Here is a 24,218-nt window from a genome sequence, read left to right on the forward strand (position 1 = left end):
CAGAAAATGATGGAGCGTCAATAACCGTCGTGGATAGGTCAGTTGATGCGGATGAGTGCTGCCTTCAGGACGGCGAGCAGGCCGCCGTCCACGTTGACCGCGGTCTTGCCGTTGACGTTCACCGAGGTGCCGTCCACGGTGACGTCGGTCGTGGCGTTGATGTCGACCGAGGCGCCCTTCACAGTCACCTTGCCCGTGCCCGCGTCGAGGGTGATCCCGGAGGGGGACAGGGTCACGGAGCTCATCGGTCGCGAGCCGCCCGCGCCGTACACGGTCAGGGAGATGCGGTTGCGGCGCTCGTCGAGCCGGACTTCGAGCCGGTCGTCGCCGCTGGCGAGCCGCACCCCGGACGGTCCCCTGCCCGGGGTGTCGAGCAGCTCGACGCGGTTGCCCGAACGGGACACCAGGGAACGCCGGTTGACCGTGCCGCGCGATCGGTCGACCAGCGGCCCCCGGTGCGGCGACGGCTTGTCCACGCCGTTGTAGAGGCCGCCGATGACGTACGGACTGTCGAGGAGCCCCTGCTCGAAGCCGACGAGCACCTCGTCGTTGACCTCGGGGCTGAACACGCCGCCACCGCCCTGGCCGCCCCACTGCACGGTGCGTACCCAGTCCGTCTCGTAGTCCGCGTCGAGCCACGGGAACTTGAGGCGTACCCAGCCGCGCCCGCCGCCGCCCGGCTCGCGGATGTTGGACACCACGCCGATCGCGAGACCCGGCATGCGCGGCCCCCGGGAGGGCGCGTTGGCGCCGGTGGTCAGGCCCGCGAGGGAGCGGTCGGGGGAGGTGCTGACGAGCACCGTCGTCCGGTAGCCCCCGTGCGGCTCCAAGACGTGGTGGGCGGCGGTGGCCGTGTAGCGCCCGGAGAACGCGGGGCCGACGTTGCCCAGGGCCACGGGCACCCCGGCCCGCAGCATGGGGTTGCCCTCGACGACGGCCTCCAGCTCCGCGAACCCCGAACTCACCGAAGCCGCAACGGATGCGGCGACCGCCTCGGTCTCCGCCTGGGTGCGGTACGGCATGTCGGTGACGGTCAGCCGGGAGGAGCCGCCGAACGCGCTGCTCACCACCGACGGCTTCATCCCCGGAGTCACCGTCCGACTGATCACGGACGGCTGCCGGGTCACCAGCGGGGTCTTCGTGTTGACGTCCCAGCCCCGCACCTCGACGTTCCCCGCGCCGTCGGCTCCGGTCAGGACCGCCCGCAGGGCCAGGAGGTTGCGCGGGTGCTCAAGGACCAGCGGGCTCTGCGTGGCCGACGTCGTAGGGCCGGGCGCCGACGCGGCGGGCCTCGGCTTCGTGAACTGGAGCAGCCCCTTGTCGTCGACGCGCACCTGCGCGCCGCTCTCACCGGCCAGGAACTGCAGGAAGTCCCAGTCCGAGACGTTGGCCTGGGACAACTGCTGGTACGTGATCGGGGCGGCCTCGACGCGCCCGCAGGCGAGCCCGGCCCCGGCCGCGACCTTGCGCACGATGGCCGCGGCCGTCATGTTGCGGTAGGCCACCACCTTGCGGCCGCGCTGCAGCCGGTGTGCCTTGGAGTAGGCGCGCACCACGGTGAACGACCCCGTGGTGTCACTGTCCAGTTCGAGGGCTGTCACCTCCCCGGTGAACAGCAGCTCCCGCGCCTGTCCCTGCACGGTGACGACCGAGATGCGCAGCGCGGTGCCGATGGTGATGCCCGTCGCCTTGAGCAGCTCGTGGTCCGGGTCGCGGTAGGTGAGGACCGTCGCGTCGGGCAGCCCTACGTTCTCGTCGACCACGCAGCTCACCAACTGTGTGATCCACTCGGCCGGCAGCTCCGCGGGAGCCTCCACGATCGGGTCGGCGGCGAAGGACCGGCCGCCCTGGGCCTCGGGCGTGGTCATGAAGTCTCCTCCCGTACGGCACTCTGCGCGGCCGGCACGAGCAGTTCGGTGCCGGGCACGAGCACCATCGGATCGTCGATGCCGTTGGCCTCCGCGATCACCCGCCAGGCCGTGGCGTCCCCGTACTCCCGCCAGGCGAGCAGCGGCAGACTGTCACCCGGCACGATCCGGTGGGTGCTGCGCGCCTCGCGCGCCCCCGAGGTGGGGTTCTGGCCCGGCGGGTCGACGCTCGCCTCCTCGATGGAGAGACTGCACTTCGCACGTAGGGGCTTTCCATCGGCGTCGAACAGCGTGTAGGTGACCGAGAGTTGGGACATCACGCCGTTGAACGCTGTGCTCTTGGTGGAACCCCAGTTGAAGCGCACCCAGGGACTCGCGGGCTTCTTCCGCGCGAGGCTTTTCCGCGTCGGCACGCACGCCTTCATCAGCTTCTCCACGGCCCGCTCCACCGAGTTGTCGTGCTTCGCCGTCCCGTCGAGGAACACCTCCAGGCTCAGCGAACGCGGCCCGCTGCCGACGAACTCGGGCAGCGCGGACTGCCCCGCCATCCGGGAGGGAGTGCGCCGCCACTCGGTGTTCTTGCTCAGCGACAGGGACGACGGGTTGAACTGGAGCTCGACCAGCGCAAGGACGCTGCCGGGCTTGGCGCCGACCTTCGCGGGCGGCTCCATGATGGTGAGCTTGGCGCGGGCACGGCTCGTACGGACTGCGGGGGACATGCCGGTTCCTCCTTCCGTCTGCGGTCACCGCGACAGGGGCAAAAGTCACCCAAGTCCTTTGATTCGCCCAGTAATTGATGAAGTATCAGGAGACCTTCAGTCCCTCGTGTGCGATCTCCAGGGTCTCGACGGCGGCCTGCGAGTCGGCAGGATCGAATGACGGGCCCTGCCAGCGGACCGGCACGATGCCGAGGACCTGCCAGCTGATGATGGGCGTGCGATCCGGCTTGAGCGCGACGATCTCGCCGTCCTTGGGCTGCACCTGTTTGACGATCTGCTCGAACCAGCGCGCGATCTTGATGGTCTCCTTGGTGACGGGGCGCGTGAACGTGATGTTCGACCAGGTGAGCCGGCCCGGCAGTTGCCAGTCGAAGCTGTTGTTGCCGCCCTCGGCATACGTCTCGACCTCGACCTGGGCGCCGAGCCCCGAGCAGGTCTGGAAGGTACCGAGGTCGTTGCCGCCGATGGCGAGCCTGAAGAACGGCGTTGTCGCGAAGATGTCGTCGGTGGTCATCTAATGGGGTCCCAACTCCTCAGCGGCGGCCGTCGTACAGCCGTCCGGCACGTTCTCGTCCACGGCGCACGTCCGCGCGCAACAATCTGGCCACCGGGTCGATGAGCCGCCGGGCGAGATCCTCCACGTCGATCCCGTCGCCGCGTTGCGGTGGCGTGGTGCTCTTCTCCGCGGACGACAAGGTCTTCTTGACCGGTACGGGGATGCGCGAGCGGGCTTCGGGGGGCGGGGAAACACCGGTGGGTTCGGTGTCCTCGGGGGCGCGTTGGATCGCGGCCCCCGCCGCCGGAGTGGTGCGAGCGGCCGCTTTGAGCGGCGCGTCAGAAGCGCCGGGCGCGTTGGGGGCTGTGGCATCCGGGGACAGCGGGACCGCTGTCGGTGGCGCCGTCGCGACCGGCAGACGCTGCACGGATTCCGTCGTCGCGGGCGGTGCGGGACGGACGACCGGAGTCCGGCGCTGCGCACCCACCCAGGGGACGGTGCCCGAGGCGCGAGAACGGGCGGCGTCCTGTGCCAAGGGTGCAGGGTCCTGCGCCGCGACAGCGGACTGCACCGCCGGGAGCGCGGGTTGCGCCTCCGGGGGCGCGCCGTGCGAAGTCCGAACCTCACCCTGGCGCGGGGGCTCGCCCTGGCGTCGGGGCGCCTTCGGCGAGCGGGGCGGGCCCGTCGGGAGCGGGGGTTGCCGACGGGCGGGCGCTTGCCGCCCCGCGGGTACTGGTTCACGGCTCCATCGTGCGGCGGCGACAGGACGGGTGGCGGCGGGAGAAGGCGTGGGCGAAGTCGCCGAAAAACCCGAACTGGTCACGGTGTTCACGCTCAGCGACCGCTCGGGCAGCAGCGCGCGCGACCGCCGAAGCACCGGCCGTGCGGCGGCTCGCACGGCGCCGTACAAGGAGCCGCCTGTCGCACGTGCCCTGGCCAAGGGGGTGCTGCCGCCCGCGGCTTTGCCGACGCGCGCCGCGCCCGCGCCGCCCGTTACTGCCGCGTGCTGCACGGAGGCGGGGCCGGCTGCGTCGCGTACGGGCAGCGCCGCATGCCCGGCCTGCCGCTCGGGTGAACTCGCGGGCCTCGCGGGCGAGTCGGGGCCGTCGGATGTGACGGTTCGCTGCGTAGGACCGGGACGCCTGCCCAGGAGGGGAGCACCAGGAGCGGTGGCCGTCGGTGGCAAAGAGTGGAGCGGCGTGCCGATACCGCTGCGAGGCCGGGGGTGAGTCACGTTGGAAGGGGTGTCGGGGCGCGGCAGCGGGGGCGCGTCGGTCGCGGGTGCGGGCGCCTGACCTGTTGTGGGGGCCGGAGTCGCCGATGAAGGTCTGGCCGGATCGGGAACGGCCTGGTGTTGTGCGAGGGGTAGCGGCGCCGGTGGGGGTGTTGACCCGGCGTCGGGGGTGACGGTCGGGCCGGACTCGGAGGAGATCAATGGTCTGGCGCTGGCGGGCAGGTCATGCAGCGGTTCACCCAGTGGGGGCCGCCGTACGGGGGCGTCCGGTCTTGGGGAGGGGGAGGGCGCGGTGCTGCGCTGGATGTCTGGGGGGCAGGGAGCGGGTGCGGGGAAGCGCAACGGAGCGGCATGGTTGGGCAGTTCATGCCTTGATGCACTGAGTGGGGGCCGCGCGGGCATGTCCTGCTCAGGGGCAGGGGCAGGGGCAGGGGCGGCTTCGGGCGCCGGGCTGCGCTGGATGTCCGGCGTTGGGCGAGTGGGCGCACCGGATGGGTTGCCCAACGTGGGTGTTGTGGGTGCGGGGTCGGTGAGGTGTTGCGCGAGGGGCATGGGTGGGGGCGGCGCCGTTGAGTCGGCGTCGGGGGTGACGGTGGTCGGGCTGGACTCGGAGGGGGTCAACGGACCGTCCCCGCTGGGTAGTTCAGGCGCCGGCTCACCCAGTACGGGTCGCGCGTGCGGGGTGGGCGGAGGAACGGGAGAGGGCGCTGGGCTGAGCTGGATGTCCGCCGTCGCGGGAGCCGTACCGGGCGCTGGCCCCGTGGTCCGGGGTGACTGGGCGGGGCCGCTCGAAGGTGGTGCCGCGCCCGCGCCGTCGCCGAGGTGTGCCGTGACACCTCCCGCACCTCCGCCAGACGTCGTCGCGGGAGCCTGCGGCGGGAAGGCCGGCACCCTGCGCAACTGCATGGCCGGGCGCAGCGCGAGGGTCAGATCGGGACCAGCCGGTCGCGGCCGGGTCGGCCCGCTCTCGCCTCCGGGTGCCGAGGGCGAGGGTGCACCGGCGGCCTCGACGGGAGGCGCGGGCGCGGCGCCGTCATGTCGAACTGCGCCTTGTCGCACGGAGGGTGAGAGGGCCGTACGGAGCTGCCGTCGGGGGAGTACGAGGGCGTCGGTGCCGGGCTGCGGACGTACGGCAGGTGTGTCCGCACCGCTGGGCATGTCGCTCCGGAGCGAGCGCACGCCACCCGTGGTGCCTTCACCGCCCGCGAGTGCGGCATCTGTGCCGATGTCTCGCCGCAGGTGTGACGGGCTCGCGCTGGTGCCTCGTCCCGCTGTCGCCGTGTTCCCGGGGTTCCCGGTGCTCCCGGGTTTGGTGGCTCGGGCGGAACGGCGTACGTGCGTGGCCGCAGAACCACCGGCGTCCGGGCTGCCGGAAGGCTCGGGTTCGGCGTCGGGCCGGGTCTGCCGCTGCACCGCGCGCAAGAGCAGCGGCCCGCCGTCGGTCGCCGTGCCGCGGGCGGTCGACGGGCGGGTGACCCCGTGGATCAGGCCGACGGGGGCGTCCGGTACGACCGCGTGCCCGAGGTCCGTGCCGAAGGAGGGGTTCTGCCACACGGCGAGTTGCGAGCGGAACCGCAGTCCGTCGCTGACGCCGCGCGCCGAGCGCGCGACCGTGACCGTCGGCGGGGCGACCTGTCGCCAGCCGCCGTCCCAGTCGCCGGGCTGATGAGACCGGGACGGGCCGGGCTCGGAGGACGGCCCAGGGTCCTGGGCAGATGTCCGATGAGGCCGGCCCGCGGCGGACCCCTGGACCGGCCGGTCCGTGGCGCGACGGAACCTGTCCCAGAACCCCATCCGATCAACCGCCTTCGTTCGCACGGGTGTTGATCCGCGCAATCTCTCGTACCCACTGCTGACGCTCGGCGTGGGTGAGGTCGAGGATGTCCTCACGCTGCCAGTGGAAGTGATAGGCCACGTACGCGAGTTCCTCCCGCAGGCGGGGGAGCGCGTACGTCACGATTCCCCCAGGCGCCCACCCGAGAAGTCCACCTCGAACGAACCACTGCACAGCGGGCAGGTCACCGCGGCGTGCGTGTGGCCCTCGCTGTTGATGCGCCGGTAGAAGTCCTGGAGGAACGCGACGTCCGTGGCGTACATCTGCTCCACTATCCCGGCGTGCACGTCCTTGATGTCCCCGAGCCGGGTGACGACCTGGCTCAGCAGCACCACACTCAGATAGGCCGGGTTCTCCTTGACCCGCAAGTCGATCTGCGGGCGGAGCTCGTCACGCGCGGTGGCGAGGCGCATCGAGCCGTGCCGATGCACGTTTCCGTCCTCGTCGACGTAGCCGCGCGGCAGCTCGAACTCGAATTCCGTGCCGGGGTTCTGGCGACGCGATGCGGAGCGCGACGGCGATGCGGGAGCCTGCGTCGGCTCCTGCGCGGCGTCCGAGGAGTCCAGGAACTCTTCCAGGCTGCCCGACGAAACGGTGCGACGCCTCATTCGACCTCGATCTCCTCGAACTGGATCGTCACGGTCTCGGTGGCCGCCGAGGACTCACCGGCCTTGAGGGAGGGGCCCTCCCACTTGCTCACCCAGCCGTTCTTGAGGTTGACACGGCGGACGGTCTGCTTCTCGGTGTCCTTGTACTCGATGGTGATGTTCTGGCGCGCGGAGTTGATCGCGCCCTTGTTCAAGGTCTCCTTGATCCACTTGGTGAACTCGCTGCTCTTGTCGAGTCCCCGGGTGATCGTGATCTCACCGGCCTTCCTCGCCCCGGGCTGCTTGCGGATGATGTTCTCGCCCCGGTCGGTGTTCTGCTTGATCTCCACGACGTCTTCCTCGACGGAGACTCCGCTGACCTCCTGGATCAACTCGACCAGAATTCCGCCGAGTTGCAGGCCGAAGACGTGAGTAGTGAGGGCGTCACCATTTGCCATTGCTGTGGATCACCTTTCATCCGGGGTACGGCCGGTCGGGTTCGGGGCTGCCGGGATCCGCGGTTCACTCGTCGACGAGACTGGTGCTGTCGGAGAACTGCGAGAGGCGGAAGATCACGAACTCGGCGGGCTTGACGGGGGCGACCCCGATCTCGCAGATGACCTGGCCGAGGTCGATCGACTCCTGCGGGTTGTTCTGCCGGTCGCACTTGACGTAGAAGGCTTCGTCCGCGTTCTGGCCGAAGAGCGAGCCACGCCGCCACTCCTCGGTGAGGAACGCGCCGATATTGCGCCGGATGCTCGCCCAGAGACGGTCGTCGTTGGGCTCGAAGACGACCCACTGGGTGCCCAACAGGATGGACTCCTCGATGTAGTTGAAGAGTCGGCGGACATTCAGGTAGCGCCAGGCCGGGTCCGAGGAGAGGGTGCGCGCACCCCAGATCCGGATGCCGCGCCCGGGGAAGGCCCGGATGCAGTTGACGCCGATCGGGTTGAGGAGGTCCTGCTCGCCCTTGCTGATCCGGAGGTCGAGGTCGACCGCGCCGCGGATGACCTCGTTGGCGGGTGCCTTGTGCACGCCGCGCTCGGCGTCGCTGCGCGCCCACACGCCGGCCACGTGACCGCTCGGCGGCACCGTGGTGTTCCGGCCGGTCGCGGGGTCGAACACGCTGATCCACGGGTAGTACAGGGCGGCATAGCGGGAGTCGTACCCGGCCTCGTCGTTGCGCCAGGTGCGTACCTGCTGGGCGTTGAGGTCGGGTGGGGTGTCCAGGACGGCGACCCGGTCACCCATCTGCTCGCAGTGCGAGATCACCGCGAGCTGCACGGTCCTGAGGCCCTCGGCGTCGATGTCGCCCCGCTGATGGGCGCTCATCAGGTCCGGAACGATGACCATCGTGATCTCGTCGATGGCTTCGAGCCCGGAGAACCCGGTGCGGGCCGTCGCGTCACCGACGTACTCGGTGGGGTCGAGGCGGGCGATGCCGTGGGACGAGGAGGTCGTGGCGGGCGGCGGGGCCGGGACGGAGGGGAGCGCGACGGTCTGGCTCTGCGGGCGGTTCTGCGTCGCGCCCCGCTGCTCGGTGACGGTGATGAGCTTCGACTCCCGCAGTTGCGTGAGGACGTAGCCCTTGACGTTCTTGCGGCTGGAGAGATCGTAGCTCTCGGCGACCTTGCCGCCCTGGTGCACCAGCAGTCTGAAGCGGTCCTCGGGCGGGTTCTCCCCGTCGGGGTCGGTGATCTCCAGGGACAGGCCGGAACCGGCCCCGGGCAGCGCGGCGAAGAGGAAGCCGGCGAGCGCGACGGGTTCGGGCGCCGCCTCGACGGCCGCCGGGCCGCGGTTGGGGGAGGAGCCGTCGGCGGACCCGCCGACGCGGACGACATAGGCGGTGCCGCCGCCGTTGGCGAAGTAGCCGTAGACCGAGTGGGCGAGATAGGTGTCCGGAGTGAAGCCGCCGAACGTCTGCACGTACTGGTCCCAGTTGGTCACCAGGGTCGGCTGATGGAACGGTCCGGTCTCCGCGAAGCCGACGAAGGCAGCGACCGCGGTGCCGACTCCTTCGATCGGCCTCGCACCGGACTGCACCTCTTCCACGTACACGCCCGGGGTGAGGTACGAAGGCATGCTCGCTCCCTAATACGTCGGCGGTCACTTCCGTCACTTCCGAGTCTGGGAGGCGGCGCCGCCGCGCGACAGGCCTCGGAGTCCCAGGTCGGGGGCAGAGTCACTGCCTTTTCCGGGTACGTCCTTCAGCCGCTCCGACGGCGTCGTGCGTGATCTCACCCCCGCGGCCCGGCGCACTGCGGCCTCGCACGGCCTGACGGGGCAGCCGCAACTGTCCCCGAGGTGCAGCTGCGCGTCGGCACGGGGCAGAGCCGACGGCTCTAGGAACGGGTCGGCTCCCGGTGGGCCTCGTCAAGCCAGGGCCCGAACTCGGTCTCCAGGACGAGCCGTCCGAGCTTGCGGTACTCCTGCAGGACGGCCGTCACGACCTGCGCCATGCCGAGCGGTCGGCCCGCATCGGCCGCGAGATACGCGGCAGTGACCGTGCAGGCGCGGATCGACCCGCCGGCCAGCTCGAAGCGCTCCGCGCAGAAGTCGAGGTCGAGCTCCTCGTCGCGCGGCAGCTCGGTGCCGAGGCACTGGTCCCACAGGGCGCGGCGCTGTCGCACATCGGGCATCGGGAACTCCGCGACCACGTCCAGGCGCCGTGTGAACGCCTCGTCAAGGTTGGCGCGTAGATTGGTGGTGAGCACGGCGATGCCGTCGAAGGACTCCATGCGCTGGAGCAGATATGCCGACCCCATGTTGGCGTGCCGGTCGTGCGCGTCCTTGACCTGCGAGCGCTTGCCGAAGATCGCGTCCGCCTCGTCGAAGAGCAGCACCCCGTTCGCCTCGGAGGCCTCGGCGAAGATGCGTTCCAGGTTCTTCTCGGTCTCACCGATGTACTTGTCCACGATGGTCGACAGGTCGACAACGTACAGCTCCATGCCGAGGTCGGCGGCGATGACCTCGGCCGACATGGTCTTGCCCGTGCCCGACTCGCCGGCGAACAGGGCGATGACCCCATGGCCGCGCCCGCCGCCCGGCCGCATCCGCCACTGCCCGAGCACCAGCTCCCGGTTCCGGGCGCGCAGCGCGAGCTCACCGAGCTGCCGTCGCGTGGCCGCAGGGAGTACGAGATCGTCCCAGTCCACCGCGGGCTCGATCCGTCGGGTCAGGCGCTCAAGACCTGCGCCGTTCTGGGCCCGTACGGCGTCGCGCAGGTCGGCCGCCGTCACGGGGCGCCCGGCGATGGCGGCGACCCGGGTGGCGACGGTCGCGGCCCGGCGCACCTGGCCGGAGTCGAGGCGGTGGGCGGCGAGCGCGCCGACGAGCTCGTCGGCCGGCGCGGGGTGCGCGGCCCCGATGGTCTCGGCCGCCTGGCTCAGTGCCCGCCGCCACTGCCTGGTGACCTGCTCCGGTGACGGCGGAGCCACGGTGATGCGCACGGGGCTCTCCGCCGCCCACAGCGGGTCCCAGCCCTTTCTGCCGTACGTGATGAGCGGGATTCCGTCGGCCGCCGCACACAACTCCCTGAGCAGAGCGGCCCGTTCGGGGAGTTTTGGTTCGAGGGCTTCGAGCGGCCCGAGGACGATGCCGCCAGCGCTCAGCCTGGCCTCGGTGGCCACGACGCGCGGCAGATGGCCGGCCGGGACGTGGGCCGCGGCCGCGTTGGCGGTCTCCGCGACGAGGGCGGGGACGTCGAGGACCAGCGGACGGCGCCCCGCAGCCAGGAGCGAGTCGACCGCGAGACGCCCGGCGTCGCCGCCCCGGTCCAGCAGGTGGACCAGGCCACTGCCGGTGCGGGCGGCGGCCGCCACGCGATGACTGTCGTCGTCGTACGGCTCGGCGAGGCATGTCGTGCGACCGCGCTGAGCGCGGAGCACGCCGAGCAGCCGCACGTCCGGTTCCTGGTCCCCGAGCAGGTGCGCCGTCACCCGATCCGGCACCCTCAACACCCGGGAGAGGTAGGGGTGTTGAGGCTCAGCGATCTCTATGAGACCGCCCGCTACGAGCGGCGCGGACGGCGTGAGACGGAAGCGCCCCGCGCCCGCGGCCGGCCGACCGCACAGCTCAAGGGCCAGGCCGACGGTGGGCCTGCGCCGGCTGAGGTCGTCGTTGAGGTAGCCGTAGAGCCGCTCGAAGCGCGCGTCGAGGTCGGGCGCCACCGCGACGAGCAGCAGTTCCACATCGAGCGGGGACAGGCCGAACGCGGCGGCCAGTTCGTGCAGGACCGACCCGGGCGGGGGCGCGACCCAGTCACCGGTGACGGAGCCCGACGCGGGGGACTCGTCGAGGATCCGCTGGACCGCCTCGGGCGTGAGGTACTGGCCCCGGTACGGGTCGTCCGGGTCGGGGTCGACGGCGCGGCGCGCGGCCACCGCCTCGCGCACCCGCTGCTCGACGAGCCGCAGCCGCGTCCAGAGGTGGTCGTCGGCCCCGAAGGGCTCCGTGCCGGACAGCACATGAACGGCCTGGCTCATTCCTGACGCCCTCCGCGACGGCGCCGCGCGGGCGTGGGCCTGCGCTCGCGCGGCGACGAGAACCCGTCGGGCCCCGGGTCGCGGATGCCCGCGTAGCGCAACTGCCGCCCCGGTACGTCGTCGTCGGTGCCCGCGGACGAGGCGACGGACTTGACGATGAGGCCCTCGGTGACCGGCGGCCCCGCCGGTGTGCTGTCACCGGACAGCGGCGCGATGACCGTCAGGCTGATCGAGGCCTTGAGCTCACCGCCGAGCGCCGACCACACGTCGTGGGCCGACGGACCGTCGGGGCCGCCCCCCGCGAACAGGGGGACGGTGAGGCCGAGTTCGGCGAGGGAGCCGGTGAGCACCCGTTTGGGCAGCATCTCCTGGGCGATCAGGCGCCGCAACACCTGGGAGAGCAGCCGGTGTTCGTCCTGTGGGCGGTTGGTCCACGCCGTGACCAGGTAGGTCAGCTCGAACCAGCGTGGCGGTGTGCGCCATGCGACGACCAGGCCGTCGGTGTCGTACTCCTCGGCCGTGCCGGAGCGCCGCCGCGCGGCGTCCTCCCGGATGCCGTACAGGAACACGCTGACCGTCGGGGCGTTGCGGCGCGCGGACCAGTCCCGGGTCGGGGCGTCGAAGACGAGGTCCACCCCCGCGTCCTCCAGGCCCGCCTCGGCGAGCAGCAGCCGCAGCCCCTCGTCGACTTCGTGGATCATCGGCGCTCCACCTCGTCGGGCGGCTGCACGCTGCCCGTCACCACGAGGAACTTCGTCGTGACGGGGCTGAAGCCCGGACCTGCGGCGGTGATGAGGCGGGGTCCCGTCTGGTCCTTGGTGAGGATCAGGAGCTGGCCGATGAACGTCCCGTCCGGGCCGGGGAGCGTCGGAGCGGCCGCCGCCGTGATGCCCGGCTGCCAGGTGAAGGCGACGGGCGCGCCGGGCGGGAAGTCCTTGCCGCGCACCGAGGTCACGAATCCGGGTTTGCCGATGGGAGGCACGGCGACGATGCGCGGCTGGAGGATGCGCAGCGGCGTACGGGCGACGTTGTCGTTCGGGTTGGCGTCCGTGCCCGTCGTGGTGAGGGTCCCGGTGACCTGGGTGCGCTCGGCGTGTTGCGGGCTGAGGACGACGCGTACGACGGCCGAGGCGCCCTGGGGCAGATCGGGCAGGGCGCACTGGAGGGAGGCGTCGCAGCCGGCCGGCGGCGCTCCGTGGGGGATGTCCGGGGGCAGTCCGAGCGCGAGGCGCAGCCCGGTGGCAAGAGCGTTGCGGCCGTTGCGGACCGTGTAGGTGACCACGACGTGGCCGCCGACGTAGCCGGGGTTCGGTTGCGCGGTGACGGTCACGCCGGGGCCCGCAGTGGGCGGGGGCGGCGCCGGAGGTGTGGGCGGTGTCGTCGGCGGTGTCGTCGGCGGTGTGGTCGGAGGCTGTGTCACGGGGGTGACGGGCACGACGGTCTCCGAGGCGTTGTCCGTCGGGTTGGGGTCGAGGACGGCGCCGTTGACGGACCAGCCGATGTGCTGGTCGCCGGTGCTCACGCCGGTCACCCGCACGGTGACGGGCACGCTCGCGCCGGGTGCGATGACACCCAGGTCGCACTGGAGGGAACCGGCGGGACACGTCCCGGCCGGGCTGGTGAGCCCGTCGATGCGCAGGCCCGAGGGCGGCGCCGCGGTGAACACCGTGCCGGGAGAAGCCGCGGGGCCGTTGTTGACGACGGTGACGGTGGTCGAGGTGGACGAACCGACTGTGAGAGACGGCAGCCTGGCGGGTGCGTGCACGGCCAGGTCGACGGACTGCTGGACGCTCGGCTCCTTCTGCCGTCCGGGCAGCGTCTTGGTGAGCCAGCCGACGCCCCCGGTCATCAGGTCCAGCGACTGAAGGGCCTCCGGCTCGTTCGGGGCCAGCCCCCTGCGGGAGCTGAACACCAGCGTCTTGCCGTCGGCGCACCAGGCCACGTCGCGCGGCTGGAACGGCCCGGTCACGGAGGTGTCGGGCAGCGGCTGACGGCAGGCGTCCGGGGTGCCGCCGAGACCCGCGGGGGCCACGACCTTGCAGTCGCCGCCCGTGACGGACGCGACGAGGAGGCCGTCGCGCTCGTTGACGCGGCCGCCGCCGTCCTTGCGGTTGAACGCGAGGGTGCGCCCGTCCGGCGAGAACGCCGGGCTGTCGTCGATCACGTCACAGGAGCCGGGGCAGATCGTTGCGCTGAAGTCCTTCTGCTGGTCGAGGGCGTTCACCGGCACGGTCCAGATGTGCTTGTTGCCGCCGCCCCCGTTGATCACCGCATTGCGGGTGAACGCGATCGTGGTGCCGTCCGAGGACCAGGTGGGCTGTGCGTCGCCGCCTGCCGCCTGACCTGCGGGAGGCGTGAGTTCGTGGACGATCGCCCCGGTCGCCGTGTCGGCGATCAGGACGCGGCCGGGCCCCGAGGCACTGCCGGCCCCGCCGGGGGACGTCCTGGTGAAAGCGAGGAACCTGCCGTCCGGGGAGAAGGTCGGGTCGGTGTCCCAGTCCTTCGGGCCGCGCCCCGCGATCGGCATCGGCGCGGCGTGCGATCCGTCGGCGTCGGCGAGCCAGATCCGCTCGATCCTGCTGTTCTGCACGTCCTCGAAACGCGTCAGGACGATCCGCCGTCCGTCCGGAGTGTAGTTCTGCCGCTCGTCCCAAGGGTCGTACCCGGCAGCGGGGTTGAAGAGCGGATCGAGGGCCGGGTCGGTGTTCGTGTCGGCCGCCGGGTCCTCCTTGAGGATGGCCAGCCCGAGATCGCGGGGGTCCGAGCCGTCCTGCCGCGCGTCCTGGAGCGTCGCGACGTGCACCGCGGGCGCGGAGGTGCGCGCGACGATCACCTTGCCGCCGTTGAGGGGGCCGAGCCAGGTAGGTGAGTCGACCGCGCGGTTCTCGCTGAGGACCAGCGTCGGCGGATCCGTCGCGTGTGCCTGGGTCCGGTAGACGTGGTCCCAGTCGCCCTCGCAGCCACAGGCTCGATCGGGACTGAGGAAGAGCAGACCGTTGCCATCGGGCAGCCAACTTGCGCTCCTGGTACGCCAGTTGGCGGCCGCGCCAGCGAGGAGTGAGCCGTCGGTGCCCTTGCCGTCGGTGACGCGCAGGCTCGGGTTCCGCTGCCCGCTCGCGGTGAACGTGTAGGCGACGAGGTCACGGTGGGCGGGGTCGTCCACCGGGTTCCACACCGGCTCGGTCGCCTGCCCGGCCAGGGCGCCGGTGAGGAGGGTCGCTGTGCCGCCGTCCAGTGCCCGCGTGTAGATCTGCGAGCCGCGCACGGGATCGGAGTCGCTCGTGTACGCGATGCGGGTGCCGTCGGGCGACACGGTGGGCGAGGCCTCGTCGGCGGGGGAGTCGGTGAGTCTGCGCAGCCCGGAGCCGTCGGTGCGCACCAGCCACAGGTCCCGCTGCGTCTGTCCCGCGGGGCCGCCCGGCTCCGCCGAGTCGAACACCACCGACGTTCCGTCCGGGGTGAGGCGCGGATGCGCGGCGTCGCGCCCGGTCGTCAGCTTGCGCACGGCGCCGGTCGCGTCGCGCAGGTAGACCTGCGGCTTCACGTCGTCGCGCAAGCTGGTGAAGACCGTCATGTCGCCGTGCGCGGCGGGGTGTTGGTCAAAGTGGGCCGGCCCGGCGCCGAACACGGGCGTGCTCGACGTGGTCGTACTGACCTCGCCGAGGCTGCGGTGCTCCGTACCGGCGTACGCGACCCGCCCGGCGCTCGGCGCCGCCGCGTCCGCCGCCTCGGCCCGGCCGCCGAGGCCCTGCCCGGAGGCGGCGCTCACCACGAGCAGCGGCGCGAGCAGCAGAAGGGCGGCACCGATTCTGCGTAGCTGATGCCGCCCGGTGGGGCCAGCGGTGCCGATCACGGTCCACCTCGCAGTCTGGGAAGGGTCTCCGCGCACCACCCTCAGGGCCGGGCCGGGCCCGAGGACAGGCCGCAGGGGCCTGTCCTGGGGGAAGAGCTCTTGCGCTTTAGGGCAGGAGCGAGGGCCCCGCCCGGCACCGGGCCGCTATATGAGCCCGTGCCGCATCGCGTATCCGACCGCGTGGGCACGGTTGCGTAACTGCAGACGGGTGGTGACCTCGTGCAGGACGTTTTTCACCGTGCGCTCCGAGTACGATGTCTTCTGCGCGATCTCGGCGGTGTCGAGGCCCTCCGCGACGAGCCGGAGCATGTCCGCCTCTCGCGCTGTGAGGGTGGACTGGCTGAACCCGCGCGGGTCGAGCACGGAGCCCTGCACGCCGCCCAGGTGGTCGAGGAGCCTGCCGAGCAGGTCGCCGGGGAGCATGCCCTCCCTGTTCGCGAGGGCCTTGATCAGCTGCACGAGCCGGTCCTGGTCGGCCTCCGCCCGCCGCAGAATGGCCGCGACCCCGGACTCCACGACGGTCTGCAGCGTTGTGAGTCCGAAGGAGCCGACGACGAGCCCGGTCCGGGTGGCGGTGTTGTGGCGCAGCCGGTGCAGCAGTTTGACGGCGTCGTCGTCCACGGTGTCCACCACGACGAGTGAGGCCTGCGCGCGGTCGGCCTCGGAGTCCGCGAGCAGCTCCACCTCGGGGCGCTGGCGCAGCTGTTGGACGACGCCGGTGTGCAGGATCAGGTCCTGCGCGTAGATGGACACGGAGACGCGACGGGGTTTGGTGTGGGGGGCGGAGGGCACCATCGCCCTCAGCTCGGGCGACATGGGGGACCGCACCGGGATGGTGACCGTGCTGTGCTCGTCGTGTGATGCCATTGATGGGTACTCGTTTCTAGAGATCCAGTCCAGACGTGTGTGGGGGGGAAAAAGCCGTCCGCACCGGGGCCGGCGCGGATCTTCGTGTGGTGGTGTGCGTCGTGCGGGTGGTGAGTGCCGTGCCGTGCGGGTCCGGGGTGCGGACAGTGGGGGCAGGGGCCGGGTGCGTGACGGGGGCACCGTGACTGCCCGGCCATTGCCCTCCTGCCTCTCGTGCAACGGACGCCATCGCATTTAGGTTCACCGCGTGACCGCATCTGCTGCATCTGCCGAAATTGAAATCCCGCCGGTGACGGTGACGCCCGGCGGTGAGGCGACCACGACCCTGACCGTTCGCAACGACGGCGACATCGTCGAGGCCTACACGCTGGAGACCGTCGGTGACTGCGCGGCGTGGAGCACCGTCGAACCGGCCCGGGTCTCGCTGTACCCCGGCACGTCCGAAACGGTGACCGTGCGCCTCGCCCCGCCCCGCTCGCCCGAAGTCCGAGCCGGGGACATTCCGCTCGGCGTGCGCGTACTGCCCGCGGAGCACCCGGAGTTGGTCCGGGTCCCGGAGACAACCGTCCACGTCGAGGCGTTCCGGGAGTTGCAGCGGGAACTCCAGCCGCGGCGCAGGCGCGGCTGGCTCGGCGCGCGCTACCGGGTCGCGGTGCGCAACCAGGGCAACACTGCCGCGGGCATCGCCTTCACCGGCCGACAAGCAGGTGAAGAACTCCGGTTCGGCTTCACGCCGAGCCGGCCCCGCCTGGAGCCGGGGGAGTCCACCGAGGTACGCCTGCGCGTGCGGACCGGCAAGGTGATCTGGTTCGGCAAGCCGGTCACCTGGCCGTTCCAGGTGGATGTGGCACACGCCGAGGAGACGGCCTCCGACGAGGAGGGGAAGGGGCGGCCGTCAGGTGAACAGGTCGGCGCTGGTCAACACCCGCCCATGGACGGCGAGTTCGTCCAGCTCTCGGTCTTCCCGAAGTGGTTGCTCGCCGTGCTGGCCGCGCTCCTGGCGCTCTTGATCGCGTGGTTCGCGCTGGTGCGGCCCGCCGTGCAGAGCACCGCCAAGCAGGCCGCCAACGACGCCGTCAGCAAACCGAGCCCGAACCCGAGCGCCCAGCAGGGCGGCACGCCCGGCACGGGAACCGGCAGTCAGGGCAAGCCCTCGGGCAGCGGCGCGACGGGATCGGGCGGCGGTAGCGGATCGAGCCCGGAGCCGGGCACGGCCGGTGGCGGCCAGCAGAGCTCGGCGACCATCGACGTCCAGACGGACGGCGGCGCGACAAAGACCGGGGTCTACCAGGTCCCGGCCGGCAAGGTCTTCGGGATCACCGACATCGTCGTGGCCAACTTCCAGGGCGACGAAGGCGTTTTGACCATCACCTTCGGCGACCGCAAGATCACCACGATCGCTCTGGAGACCTTCCGCAACCAGGACTACCACTGGGTGACTCCTATCGAAATCTCCGAGAATGCCACGGTGACCGCGAAAGTGACGTGCGCGAAGCCGGGCACACCGGCCACCGGGAAGCAGGCATCCGGGTGCGATGAGGTGTTGAACGTGAGTGGGGTGCTGAGCGATGTCAGACGATGAGGGGCCTGCCGTATGAAGCGGTCGTCGCGGTCGCCCGAACCGGACCGGCGATCCGGGGCATTGGCCGGATCGTGATGGTGGGTTGCGGCCGGAATTCGTGAGGAGGAGGCGCCCACGCAACACAGAAACCAGAGAACGGATGCAGTCTTCCCCTCAATGCGTGTGCTCACCGGTTCCCCGCGACAGCCTCCGGGCCTCGCCGCGCTGATTCCGGCCCGCCGCCGCAGACCTGACGGATCCGCAACTCCTCCCGGCACCGTTGCCGTGCGCGTGCGTCCCACGGAACGAGGCCCGGTGCACGTGCACCGGGCCTCGTCCTCGTGATCAGCCCTGCATCAGGATCGTCAGGACGAGACGGTTCTGCCCGCTCTGCGGGGTGAAGCGGTTCGCCCAGCCCCACTGCTCGTGGAAGGTCTGCATCTTCTCCACGGGCCCGTACATCTGGAAGTACCACTGAGGGTCGCCCGAGCTCAGGGTGTCCTCTTCCTCGTGCCGCGCGTAGTTCTCCATCGTGACGTGGTCGCGTCCGCTCTTGGCCACGACGGAGGCGAAGTGGAAGTCCAAGCCGCCGGATGTGGAGTCGGGGCGCAGCCCCTTGATCATGAAGATGTCGCCGACGCCGGCCTTCGCGGTGAACTCGTTGACCTTGAACTTCTCGTACGCGGCCTGGAGCCGGGGCAGTTGTGCCGGGTTGTCGCGGAACGCCATGACCCCCTGGATCATTTCGCTGATGACGGCCGCAAGGCCCGGCAGCATGCTCTGGTCTCTGATGGCCGCGTTCCTGGCGGCCGCGTACCGCGTCCGGAGGTCGTTGACCGCGGCTGAGCCCGCCAACTCGCCGATGACCTTGAAGATGGCTTCGAAGTACAGATCCTCACCGGTGAACTGCGGTGCGGGTCGTGAGGTGACCTCAGTGGCGATCTCGTTGCAGCGCTGCGAGAGCCGCACATCCAGACCGCGCTGCGGCGCCTGGCCGTGCCCGGGGTTGCGCACCACGGGTTCGACCTGCCACAGCGTCAAGTTCTGGTCCATGATCTTGATGTTGAGGAACCGTTTGGTCCGCTGCAGTGTCAGATAGCCCTGACCTTGGTCGAGCCGCACCTTGCCGTGCAGTTGGGCGTTGGCCTTGTCGATGCGATCGGATGTGGCGAAGAACGTCTTGGCCTGGCGGCCGTCGGCGATGTGCTCCACCGCCAGGTCCATCTTCTCGGCAAGGCGCAGCGGTACCTGGCCGTTGTACACGACGTTGAGGCTGCCGTCGGCCGCCACGAAGCTGTCCGCCTGCCGGGGCCCGGTGCGCGGGTCCTGGACGATGCGGGGCCGCTCTTCCTGGCTGGGGAAGAAGTCCGGTGCGGCGGGCCCGGGTTGGCCCTGGGCGTCGAGCGTGCCCATGTTCGGGTAGTTGGCGTCGCCGGGGTGGACGACGACGAAGCGCTGAACGGGGTTCGCGGCCACCCTCTGCGCCGACGCCCTGTGGTGCGCCGCATGACCGGGTGCCTCGTGAGAGGCGTCGACAGCGGCCGGGAGGGGCCGGGCCAGGACGCGGCGGGCGTTGTCCTCGGCGGCCCGCTCGAAGCGGTCCGAGGGGTCGCTGACCCGCAGCCCGTTGCCGTGGTCGGTGCCCGCGACGGGCCCCTGACGCTGCTGGATCACATGGGTCAACTCGTGGGCGAGGGTGTGCCGGTCGCCGCCTCCGTCGCCGATGACCACGTGGTTGCCCGAGGTGTACGCGCGCGCCCCCAGCTCCTGCGCCGAACGCTGGGCGTCGGCACCGGTGTGCACCCGTACATCGGAGAAGTCCGCGCCGAGGCGGGTCTCCATGTCCGTGCGCACGGCCCCGGTGAGCGGCTTGCCGGAGGTCCCGAGAACCTTGGGGACCGTGGAGGGCTCCACCGGCCCACCTGCCGAGGCGTCGGTGTTCTGCGGGGGCCGGGCCCGTCGTTGCAGCGCGCGCACCGCGGCGGCGTTCCCGGCGGTGCGCTGGAGGTCGAACAAGGCGGCCGGGGACAGAAGCCCGGCGGGAGGCCGCTCTGCCGCGTGGTCCGCCGGCTCGGCGCGCGGCTCCCGCCGCAGCGCTTTGGCAGTTGGGCCCTGCTTCTGCTGTACGACGCGCACGGGGCGCCTCCCTGCGTGATCCCGTCGACGGTGAACCGATCCCTTCATGGTGCCGGTGCGGGTAGGGGCCGGGCCAGAGTCGGAAGGGGTAGTCCAGGGTGCCCTGGCGGGACACCTCACCTTCCTTGCACGGCGGGAAGCAGCTCCCAGCAGCCGCAAGAGACTCGCCCGCCGCGACGGTGCTCCGGCCGGACGCCACCCTGCGCCGCTTGCAGACTGCCCGGGGTACTCGCTCTGGTGGCGCCGTGCTGTGCGTCCCCGGGGTGCCTCCCTCCCACTCACCCGAGCAGGGGGGGGCATACACCGGGAGCGGCCGCTGATGTCCGTGGGGCAAGCAAGCTGTGACGGACACGAGGAGCGGACCATGTCGAAGGCAGTGCGGTTCGACGAGTACGGCGGAATCGGCGTCCTGCGGGTGATGGACGTGCCCCTTCCCGAGCCCGCCGAAGGGGAGGTGCTGGTCCAGGTGAAGGCCGCCGGCATCAACCCGGGCGAAGCGAAGATCCGCGAGGGGCTCCTGCATGACCGCTGGCCCGCCACCTTTCCGTCCGGCCAGGGCAGTGACCTCGCGGGAATCGTCGTACGGGTCGGCGCGGGGGCGGAGGGATTCGCTCCCGGAGACGAGGTGGTCGGTTTCACGAATCGGCGGGCCAGCCACGCCGAGTACGTGATCGCGGATGCCGGGGAGTTGACGCCCAAGCCCGCGGGCGTCCCCTGGGAAGTGGCCGGGGCGCTCTTCGTCGCCGGGACGACGGCGTACGCGGCCGTGCGCGCGGTGTCGCTCACGCCGGGCGACACGGTGGTGGTGTCCGCGGCTGCCGGAGGCGTGGGATCCCTGGCCGTGCAGCTGGCCAGGCGCGCCGGGGCCGAGGTGATCGGCATCGCGGGCCCGGCCAACCATGCCTGGCTCGCATCCCACGGGGTCAAGCCGGTCGCGTACGGCGCGGGTCTGGCCGATCGGCTACGCAAGGAAGCGGATCACATCGACGCGTTCATCGACACCCACGGCGACGGCTATGTGAAGCTGGCGCTTGACTTGGGCGTGGACCCGGCGCGGATCGACACGGTCATCGACTTCGCCGCTGCTCAGGAGTTCGGCGTGAAGACCGAGGGCAACGCGTCGGCGGGCAGCGTCGAAGTCGTCGCGGAGCTGGCATCGCTGGTCGCGGAGGGCGAGTTGGAGGTGCCCATCGCCGCGGTGTTCCCGCTGGACGAGGTACGAGCAGCGTTCGAGGGACTGGAGAAGGGGCACACCCGGGGCAAGATCGTGCTGCTGCCCTGAGCGTGACGGCCCGACCGTGGCGAGAGCACCCGCACTTCGCGCAGGCGGTCAATGCTCGCGGGTGTTGGGTCCGAGGGTGCTCGTGGCTTACGGCCTCGGGGGAGTTGGAGGGCGTTGGCCGACGGGGCAATGGTCGCTCAGTTGAGTTGATGGCGAGTCGATCGCCCGGACCGGAGTCCGGGGCATGAGCAGCCCTGACCTGGTTGGGGCAGCAGCCTGTGAACTTCCCTGCAGATTGGATGAGTTGTGAAGCGACGCACTTGAGCCCGTGCGGCCTGTTCCCATCCCGCCCAGTCTGGCGTCACGCGTGTGACCTTCTTCGACTGCTCCGGACCGAGCACCGTGCTCCAGGCGCGGACTGCGGCACACCGAGCAGGGGTGTCCTGGGCCGTGGTTCGCGTGGATTCGCCGACCATCATCCGGCTGTGCGATCTCACCCGCGGCGGCCCGCTGTTCGGGCTGGGGCTCGGGGGCGGTGATCAGATCAAGGACCACCGGCACGACCACGGGGGCCGTCATGGACTGCCCCCTCGTACAGCATGCACAGACGCCGGACAGCCCCGCCAGGATGAGTGTCCCGGCGGGGCTGCCGCACCCCTGCTGTCCCGCGTGCCGGTCTCGGCTGGCGGAGGTGATCCAGGCCAACAGCGGCAACCGCCGTTGAGACTGGGGCATCTGAGCGGAAGGTGCAGGTTGTGGGTTCCTTCCGGATGCAGGACCTGTGGTGTCAGGCCTTGGTCCGGTAGGAACCGGATCGGTAGGCCTTGCCGTAGGGGCATTCCGCCTTCGCGTACTCCCAGCGCCAGGCACTGGTCTGGGTGCTGCCGTCGGAACACCTGATCGTCGACTGGACATAGACGTTCTTGCCGGCGCAGTTCGCGTGGAAGCGCCCTGCCCTGCCGGGGCCCGCCGCGTCGTGCCACGTCGTACACGACACCGCGGGCGACATGCTTGGGACGCTTGCGGAGGCGGTCCCCGCCGCCACCGAACCGAACAGGGCTGTTGCGACAGCCCCGATCGCGATCAACTTCTTCATGGTCTGCTCCCCGATTTCGGTCAGGCGGCGTGCCCGTGCTGGCGGCACGCCGACGGCTCGACCCTAGGCAACAGCGAGAGTTGGGGCATACCGCAGCCGGTTGACATCGCCTGCAACGGCTGCGGTAGCCAGGCCTGTTCGCGCTGCACCCGTCGGTGGACCCCACCCGCCCCGACCTGGCCGGGGCTTCCATGCAAGGCGGCGGACGCCGCTGGAAATGGCCTGAAACCGCATGCCGCGTGATGGTGCGCCGCGCCGATCGCCTGCTGCTGCGATGACCGGGGGGAGCCTTGGCGATTGAGAGTGGTCACCCATCGGGTGCGGCGAGCCAGGCTTCGCAGCGCCCTTGGAGGGTGCAGCCACCTCAGGGTTCCCGGAGCTGCGTTCGGTGGTTCGGCAAGTCTCTCAACCGTCGGCGGCGAGGCGGTCCAGCCACTCCCTCAGCAGATGCTGCTCCGCGCTGCTGAGGGGTGTCTGTTCGGGCAGTGCGGCGCGCAGGGCGCGAGCGGCGCCGGCCGGGCCGGTGTCCCGTACGGCTGGCTGTTGGTTGGTTACGGCGGTGACCATGGACTCCCGCAGAGTGGTCAACAGGGCCGGGTTGCGCCGGTGCTTCGGCAGGGACAGCCAGGTGAGCACTGCGCCGCGGGCCGTGGCATGGATGATCTGGGCCGCGAGTTCCTCGTCGACGCGAAGCCAGCCGCCGGCCGCGAGGCGCCGGATGCGGCCCATCAGGATCTCCATGCCCGCCTTGAAGGCTGCCGAGGTGGCACGGGTGGGCTCGCTGTACATGAGTGTGTACAGGGCGGGATTGGTCAGACCGAACTCGACCGCGACGTCCCAGCCGGATCTGAGGTCCGCGATGAGGTCCCGCGGGTCGGGTTCGATGTGCTTGGTGGCGAGAAACGCGGCGAAGCCGTGCTCGGCCACCGCGTCGAGCAGCCCGTCCTTGTCGCCGAACAGCCGGTAGATGGCCGGCGGCTGCAGACCCGCCGCATCAGCGACGGCGCGGGTGGTGACGGCGTCTCGACCCCCGCGCGTCAGCAAGTCGATGGCGGCCTCGATGACCCGCTGCCGGGTCTGTTCGCGACCGATGGCCGCGGCGTCGGAAGCGCTGCTCCCGCTCTGTGGACGTGATGGCATGAATCAACGATAGCGCGTGTGCGATTCCAACGTTATTATCAATGGTACGGTTCAAGTGATTCCATTGGAAACGGATCGCTGGAGGGCATCATGATCATCGTGACCGGAGCCACCGGACAGCTCGGGCGCCAGATCGTCGAGAGGTTGTTGACGCGCGTGCCGGCGGACCGGATCGGCGTCAGCGTCCGCGACCCGCAGAAGGCACAGCCTCTCGCCGACCGGGGGGTGCGGGTGCGGCAGGGCAGCTTCACCGACGCGGCCAGCCTCGCCCACGCCTTCGGGGGCGCCTCCCAGGTGCTCATCGTTTCCGTCGACAAGATGGGCGAGGAGGCCGTGCGGCAGCACCGTGCCGCGATCGACGGGGCCGTCGCGGCTGGAGCCCGGCGCATCCTCTACACCAGCCACATGGGCGCCAGTGCCTCGTCGCGCTTCCAGGCGTGCCGCGACCACGCCGCCACCGAGGAAGCACTGCGCGCCTCCGGCGTGCCGTTCACCTCTCTGCGCAATGGCTTCTACGCCGCCAGTACGGTGCAGTTCCTCGGTCACGCCCTGGACTCCGGCCAGGTCGTACTCCCTGCCGACGGGCCCGTCAGCTGGACCGCGCACCGCGACCTCGCCGACGCGGCCGCCGCCGTCCTGGCCGACGAAGGCCGCTTCGACGGCCCCACGCCGCCGCTCACAGCGGCGCACGCGCTCGGCTTCGACGACATCGCCCGCATCGCCGCCGAGGTCACCGGCCACGCGATCACGAGGGTCACCGCACCGGACGCCCACTTCCGCAGGCAGCTGGTGAGCAGCGGCGTTCCCGCCGAGGCGGCGGATCATCTGCTGGGCATCTTCGCCGCCAGCCGCGCCGGCGAATTCGCCGCCGTCGACCCGACATTGGCTACCTTGCTCGGTCGCGAACCCATCACCCTGGACGCGGTACTGCGCACGCATCTGTCCAGCAAGTGATCCATCTCCAGGAGACCGGCTCGGTCGCCGACGAGCTCAAGCGCTCGCGCATCCGGTCGCCGGGGAGCCCTCCCCGCGAGAGCAGGCGCTCACCGTCGGCGGCGCCGAGCAGCAAGTGATCATCATGTACCGGGCGGCGCCTGGAAGTCCCAGTGCCGCCGCCCTGG

Annotated in this window: 18 protein-coding genes; 3 read left to right on the forward strand and 15 right to left on the reverse strand. The window is 71.1% G+C overall.

What is annotated here, in order from left to right; all coding sequences use genetic code 11:
- Positions 1–38: 38 nt before the first annotated feature.
- From ACIBK6_RS23465 to ACIBK6_RS23520, 12 genes are all read right to left on the reverse strand, one after another.
- Positions 39–1,868: a VgrG-related protein gene (locus ACIBK6_RS23465; RefSeq protein ID WP_399053258.1), complete on the reverse strand. Its 1,830-nt coding sequence runs from the start codon at positions 1,866–1,868 to the stop codon at positions 39–41.
- Complete coding sequence (locus tag ACIBK6_RS23470) at positions 1,865–2,587, reverse strand: LysM peptidoglycan-binding domain-containing protein (protein WP_399053259.1); 723 nt, start codon at positions 2,585–2,587, stop codon at positions 1,865–1,867. Before ACIBK6_RS23470 ends, ACIBK6_RS23465 begins: the two co-directional genes overlap by 4 nt.
- 85 nt (positions 2,588–2,672) lie before the next feature.
- Complete coding sequence (locus ACIBK6_RS23475; RefSeq protein WP_399053260.1) at positions 2,673–3,101, reverse strand: phage tail protein; 429 nt, start codon at positions 3,099–3,101, stop codon at positions 2,673–2,675.
- A gap of 19 nt (positions 3,102–3,120) precedes the next feature.
- Positions 3,121–3,618, reverse strand: coding sequence for a hypothetical protein (locus ACIBK6_RS23480; RefSeq protein ID WP_399053261.1), 498 nt, complete (start codon positions 3,616–3,618; stop codon positions 3,121–3,123).
- A gap of 2,497 nt (positions 3,619–6,115) precedes the next feature.
- Positions 6,116–6,274 carry a DUF6760 family protein gene (locus ACIBK6_RS23485; RefSeq protein WP_388490958.1) on the reverse strand — a complete coding sequence of 53 codons (159 nt, stop codon included), beginning with the start codon at positions 6,272–6,274 and terminating at the stop codon, positions 6,116–6,118.
- Complete coding sequence (locus ACIBK6_RS23490; RefSeq protein WP_399053262.1) at positions 6,271–6,759, reverse strand: hypothetical protein; 489 nt, start codon at positions 6,757–6,759, stop codon at positions 6,271–6,273. Before ACIBK6_RS23490 ends, ACIBK6_RS23485 begins: the two co-directional genes overlap by 4 nt.
- On the reverse strand, positions 6,756–7,196 hold the full coding sequence (locus ACIBK6_RS23495; protein ID WP_399053263.1) for a phage tail protein: 441 nt from the start codon (positions 7,194–7,196) through the stop codon (positions 6,756–6,758). The genes ACIBK6_RS23490 and ACIBK6_RS23495 overlap by 4 nt, the downstream gene beginning before the upstream one ends.
- A 64-nt stretch (positions 7,197–7,260) precedes the next feature.
- Positions 7,261–8,820 carry a phage tail sheath family protein gene (locus tag ACIBK6_RS23500; RefSeq protein WP_399053264.1) on the reverse strand — a complete coding sequence of 520 codons (1,560 nt, stop codon included), beginning with the start codon at positions 8,818–8,820 and terminating at the stop codon, positions 7,261–7,263.
- A gap of 260 nt (positions 8,821–9,080) precedes the next feature.
- A complete protein-coding gene (locus ACIBK6_RS23505; RefSeq protein WP_399053265.1) occupies positions 9,081–11,222 on the reverse strand; it encodes an ATP-binding protein in 2,142 nt (713 codons plus the stop codon).
- Positions 11,219–11,923, reverse strand: coding sequence for a DUF4255 domain-containing protein (locus ACIBK6_RS23510; protein WP_399053266.1), 705 nt, complete (start codon positions 11,921–11,923; stop codon positions 11,219–11,221). Before ACIBK6_RS23510 ends, ACIBK6_RS23505 begins: the two co-directional genes overlap by 4 nt.
- Positions 11,920–15,075, reverse strand: coding sequence for a hypothetical protein (locus ACIBK6_RS23515; protein ID WP_399053267.1), 3,156 nt, complete (start codon positions 15,073–15,075; stop codon positions 11,920–11,922). The genes ACIBK6_RS23510 and ACIBK6_RS23515 overlap by 4 nt, the downstream gene beginning before the upstream one ends.
- 144 nt (positions 15,076–15,219) lie before the next feature.
- Positions 15,220–15,891, reverse strand: a complete 672-nt coding sequence (locus tag ACIBK6_RS23520) for a response regulator transcription factor (protein WP_399053295.1) — start codon at positions 15,889–15,891, stop codon at positions 15,220–15,222.
- 298 nt (positions 15,892–16,189) lie between these two features.
- Here ACIBK6_RS23520 and ACIBK6_RS23525 point away from each other — a divergent pair, with 298 nt between their 5' ends.
- On the forward strand, positions 16,190–17,524 hold the full coding sequence (locus ACIBK6_RS23525; RefSeq protein ID WP_399053268.1) for a hydrolytic protein: 1,335 nt from the start codon (positions 16,190–16,192) through the stop codon (positions 17,522–17,524).
- Between the two features lie 324 nt (positions 17,525–17,848).
- Here the strand turns inward: ACIBK6_RS23525 and ACIBK6_RS23530 are convergent, their stop codons facing one another.
- The gene (locus ACIBK6_RS23530) at positions 17,849–19,639 is read right to left on the reverse strand and encodes a DUF4157 domain-containing protein (RefSeq protein ID WP_399053269.1); all 1,791 of its coding nucleotides are present in this window, start codon (positions 19,637–19,639) and stop codon (positions 17,849–17,851) included.
- Positions 19,640–20,003: 364 nt separating this feature from the next.
- Between ACIBK6_RS23530 and ACIBK6_RS23535 the strand changes: the two genes are divergently transcribed.
- Positions 20,004–20,921 (forward strand): NADP-dependent oxidoreductase, encoded by a 918-nt coding sequence (locus ACIBK6_RS23535; protein WP_399053270.1) that lies wholly within the window; start codon positions 20,004–20,006, stop codon positions 20,919–20,921.
- A 727-nt stretch (positions 20,922–21,648) separates the two neighbouring features.
- Here ACIBK6_RS23535 and ACIBK6_RS23540 read toward each other — a convergent pair.
- Both ACIBK6_RS23540 and ACIBK6_RS23545 read right to left on the reverse strand, forming a co-directional pair.
- A complete protein-coding gene (locus ACIBK6_RS23540; protein ID WP_399053271.1) occupies positions 21,649–21,957 on the reverse strand; it encodes a hypothetical protein in 309 nt (102 codons plus the stop codon).
- 405 nt (positions 21,958–22,362) lie between these two features.
- Complete coding sequence (locus ACIBK6_RS23545) at positions 22,363–23,097, reverse strand: TetR/AcrR family transcriptional regulator (RefSeq protein ID WP_399053272.1); 735 nt, start codon at positions 23,095–23,097, stop codon at positions 22,363–22,365.
- A gap of 90 nt (positions 23,098–23,187) precedes the next feature.
- On the opposite strand from ACIBK6_RS23545, the gene ACIBK6_RS23550 reads away from it, so the two are divergent.
- Entirely contained in the window at positions 23,188–24,051 is an 864-nt protein-coding gene (locus ACIBK6_RS23550; RefSeq protein ID WP_399053273.1) for an NAD(P)H-binding protein, read from the forward strand.
- Positions 24,052–24,218: the final 167 nt, after the last annotated feature.

The sequence above is a fragment of the Streptomyces sp. NPDC050485 genome (genome assembly GCF_044458185.1).
GTDB lineage: Bacteria > Actinomycetota > Actinomycetes > Streptomycetales > Streptomycetaceae > Streptomyces.

Coding starts and splice junctions, on each gene's coding strand:
- ACIBK6_RS23465 (WP_399053258.1), bottom strand. CDS start 1,868: ATGACCACGCCCGAGGCCCAGGGCGGCCGGTCCTTCGCCGCCGACCCG.
- ACIBK6_RS23470 (WP_399053259.1), bottom strand. CDS start 2,587: ATGTCCCCCGCAGTCCGTACGAGCCGTGCCCGCGCCAAGCTCACCATC.
- ACIBK6_RS23475 (WP_399053260.1), bottom strand. CDS start 3,101: ATGACCACCGACGACATCTTCGCGACAACGCCGTTCTTCAGGCTCGCC.
- ACIBK6_RS23490 (WP_399053262.1), bottom strand. CDS start 6,759: ATGAGGCGTCGCACCGTTTCGTCGGGCAGCCTGGAAGAGTTCCTGGAC.
- ACIBK6_RS23495 (WP_399053263.1), bottom strand. CDS start 7,196: ATGGCAAATGGTGACGCCCTCACTACTCACGTCTTCGGCCTGCAACTC.
- ACIBK6_RS23500 (WP_399053264.1), bottom strand. CDS start 8,820: ATGCCTTCGTACCTCACCCCGGGCGTGTACGTGGAAGAGGTGCAGTCC.
- ACIBK6_RS23505 (WP_399053265.1), bottom strand. CDS start 11,222: ATGAGCCAGGCCGTTCATGTGCTGTCCGGCACGGAGCCCTTCGGGGCC.
- ACIBK6_RS23510 (WP_399053266.1), bottom strand. CDS start 11,923: ATGATCCACGAAGTCGACGAGGGGCTGCGGCTGCTGCTCGCCGAGGCG.
- ACIBK6_RS23520 (WP_399053295.1), bottom strand. CDS start 15,891: ATGTCGCCCGAGCTGAGGGCGATGGTGCCCTCCGCCCCCCACACCAAA.
- ACIBK6_RS23535 (WP_399053270.1), top strand. CDS start 20,004: ATGTCGAAGGCAGTGCGGTTCGACGAGTACGGCGGAATCGGCGTCCTG.
- ACIBK6_RS23540 (WP_399053271.1), bottom strand. CDS start 21,957: ATGAAGAAGTTGATCGCGATCGGGGCTGTCGCAACAGCCCTGTTCGGT.
- ACIBK6_RS23545 (WP_399053272.1), bottom strand. CDS start 23,097: ATGCCATCACGTCCACAGAGCGGGAGCAGCGCTTCCGACGCCGCGGCC.
- ACIBK6_RS23550 (WP_399053273.1), top strand. CDS start 23,188: ATGATCATCGTGACCGGAGCCACCGGACAGCTCGGGCGCCAGATCGTC.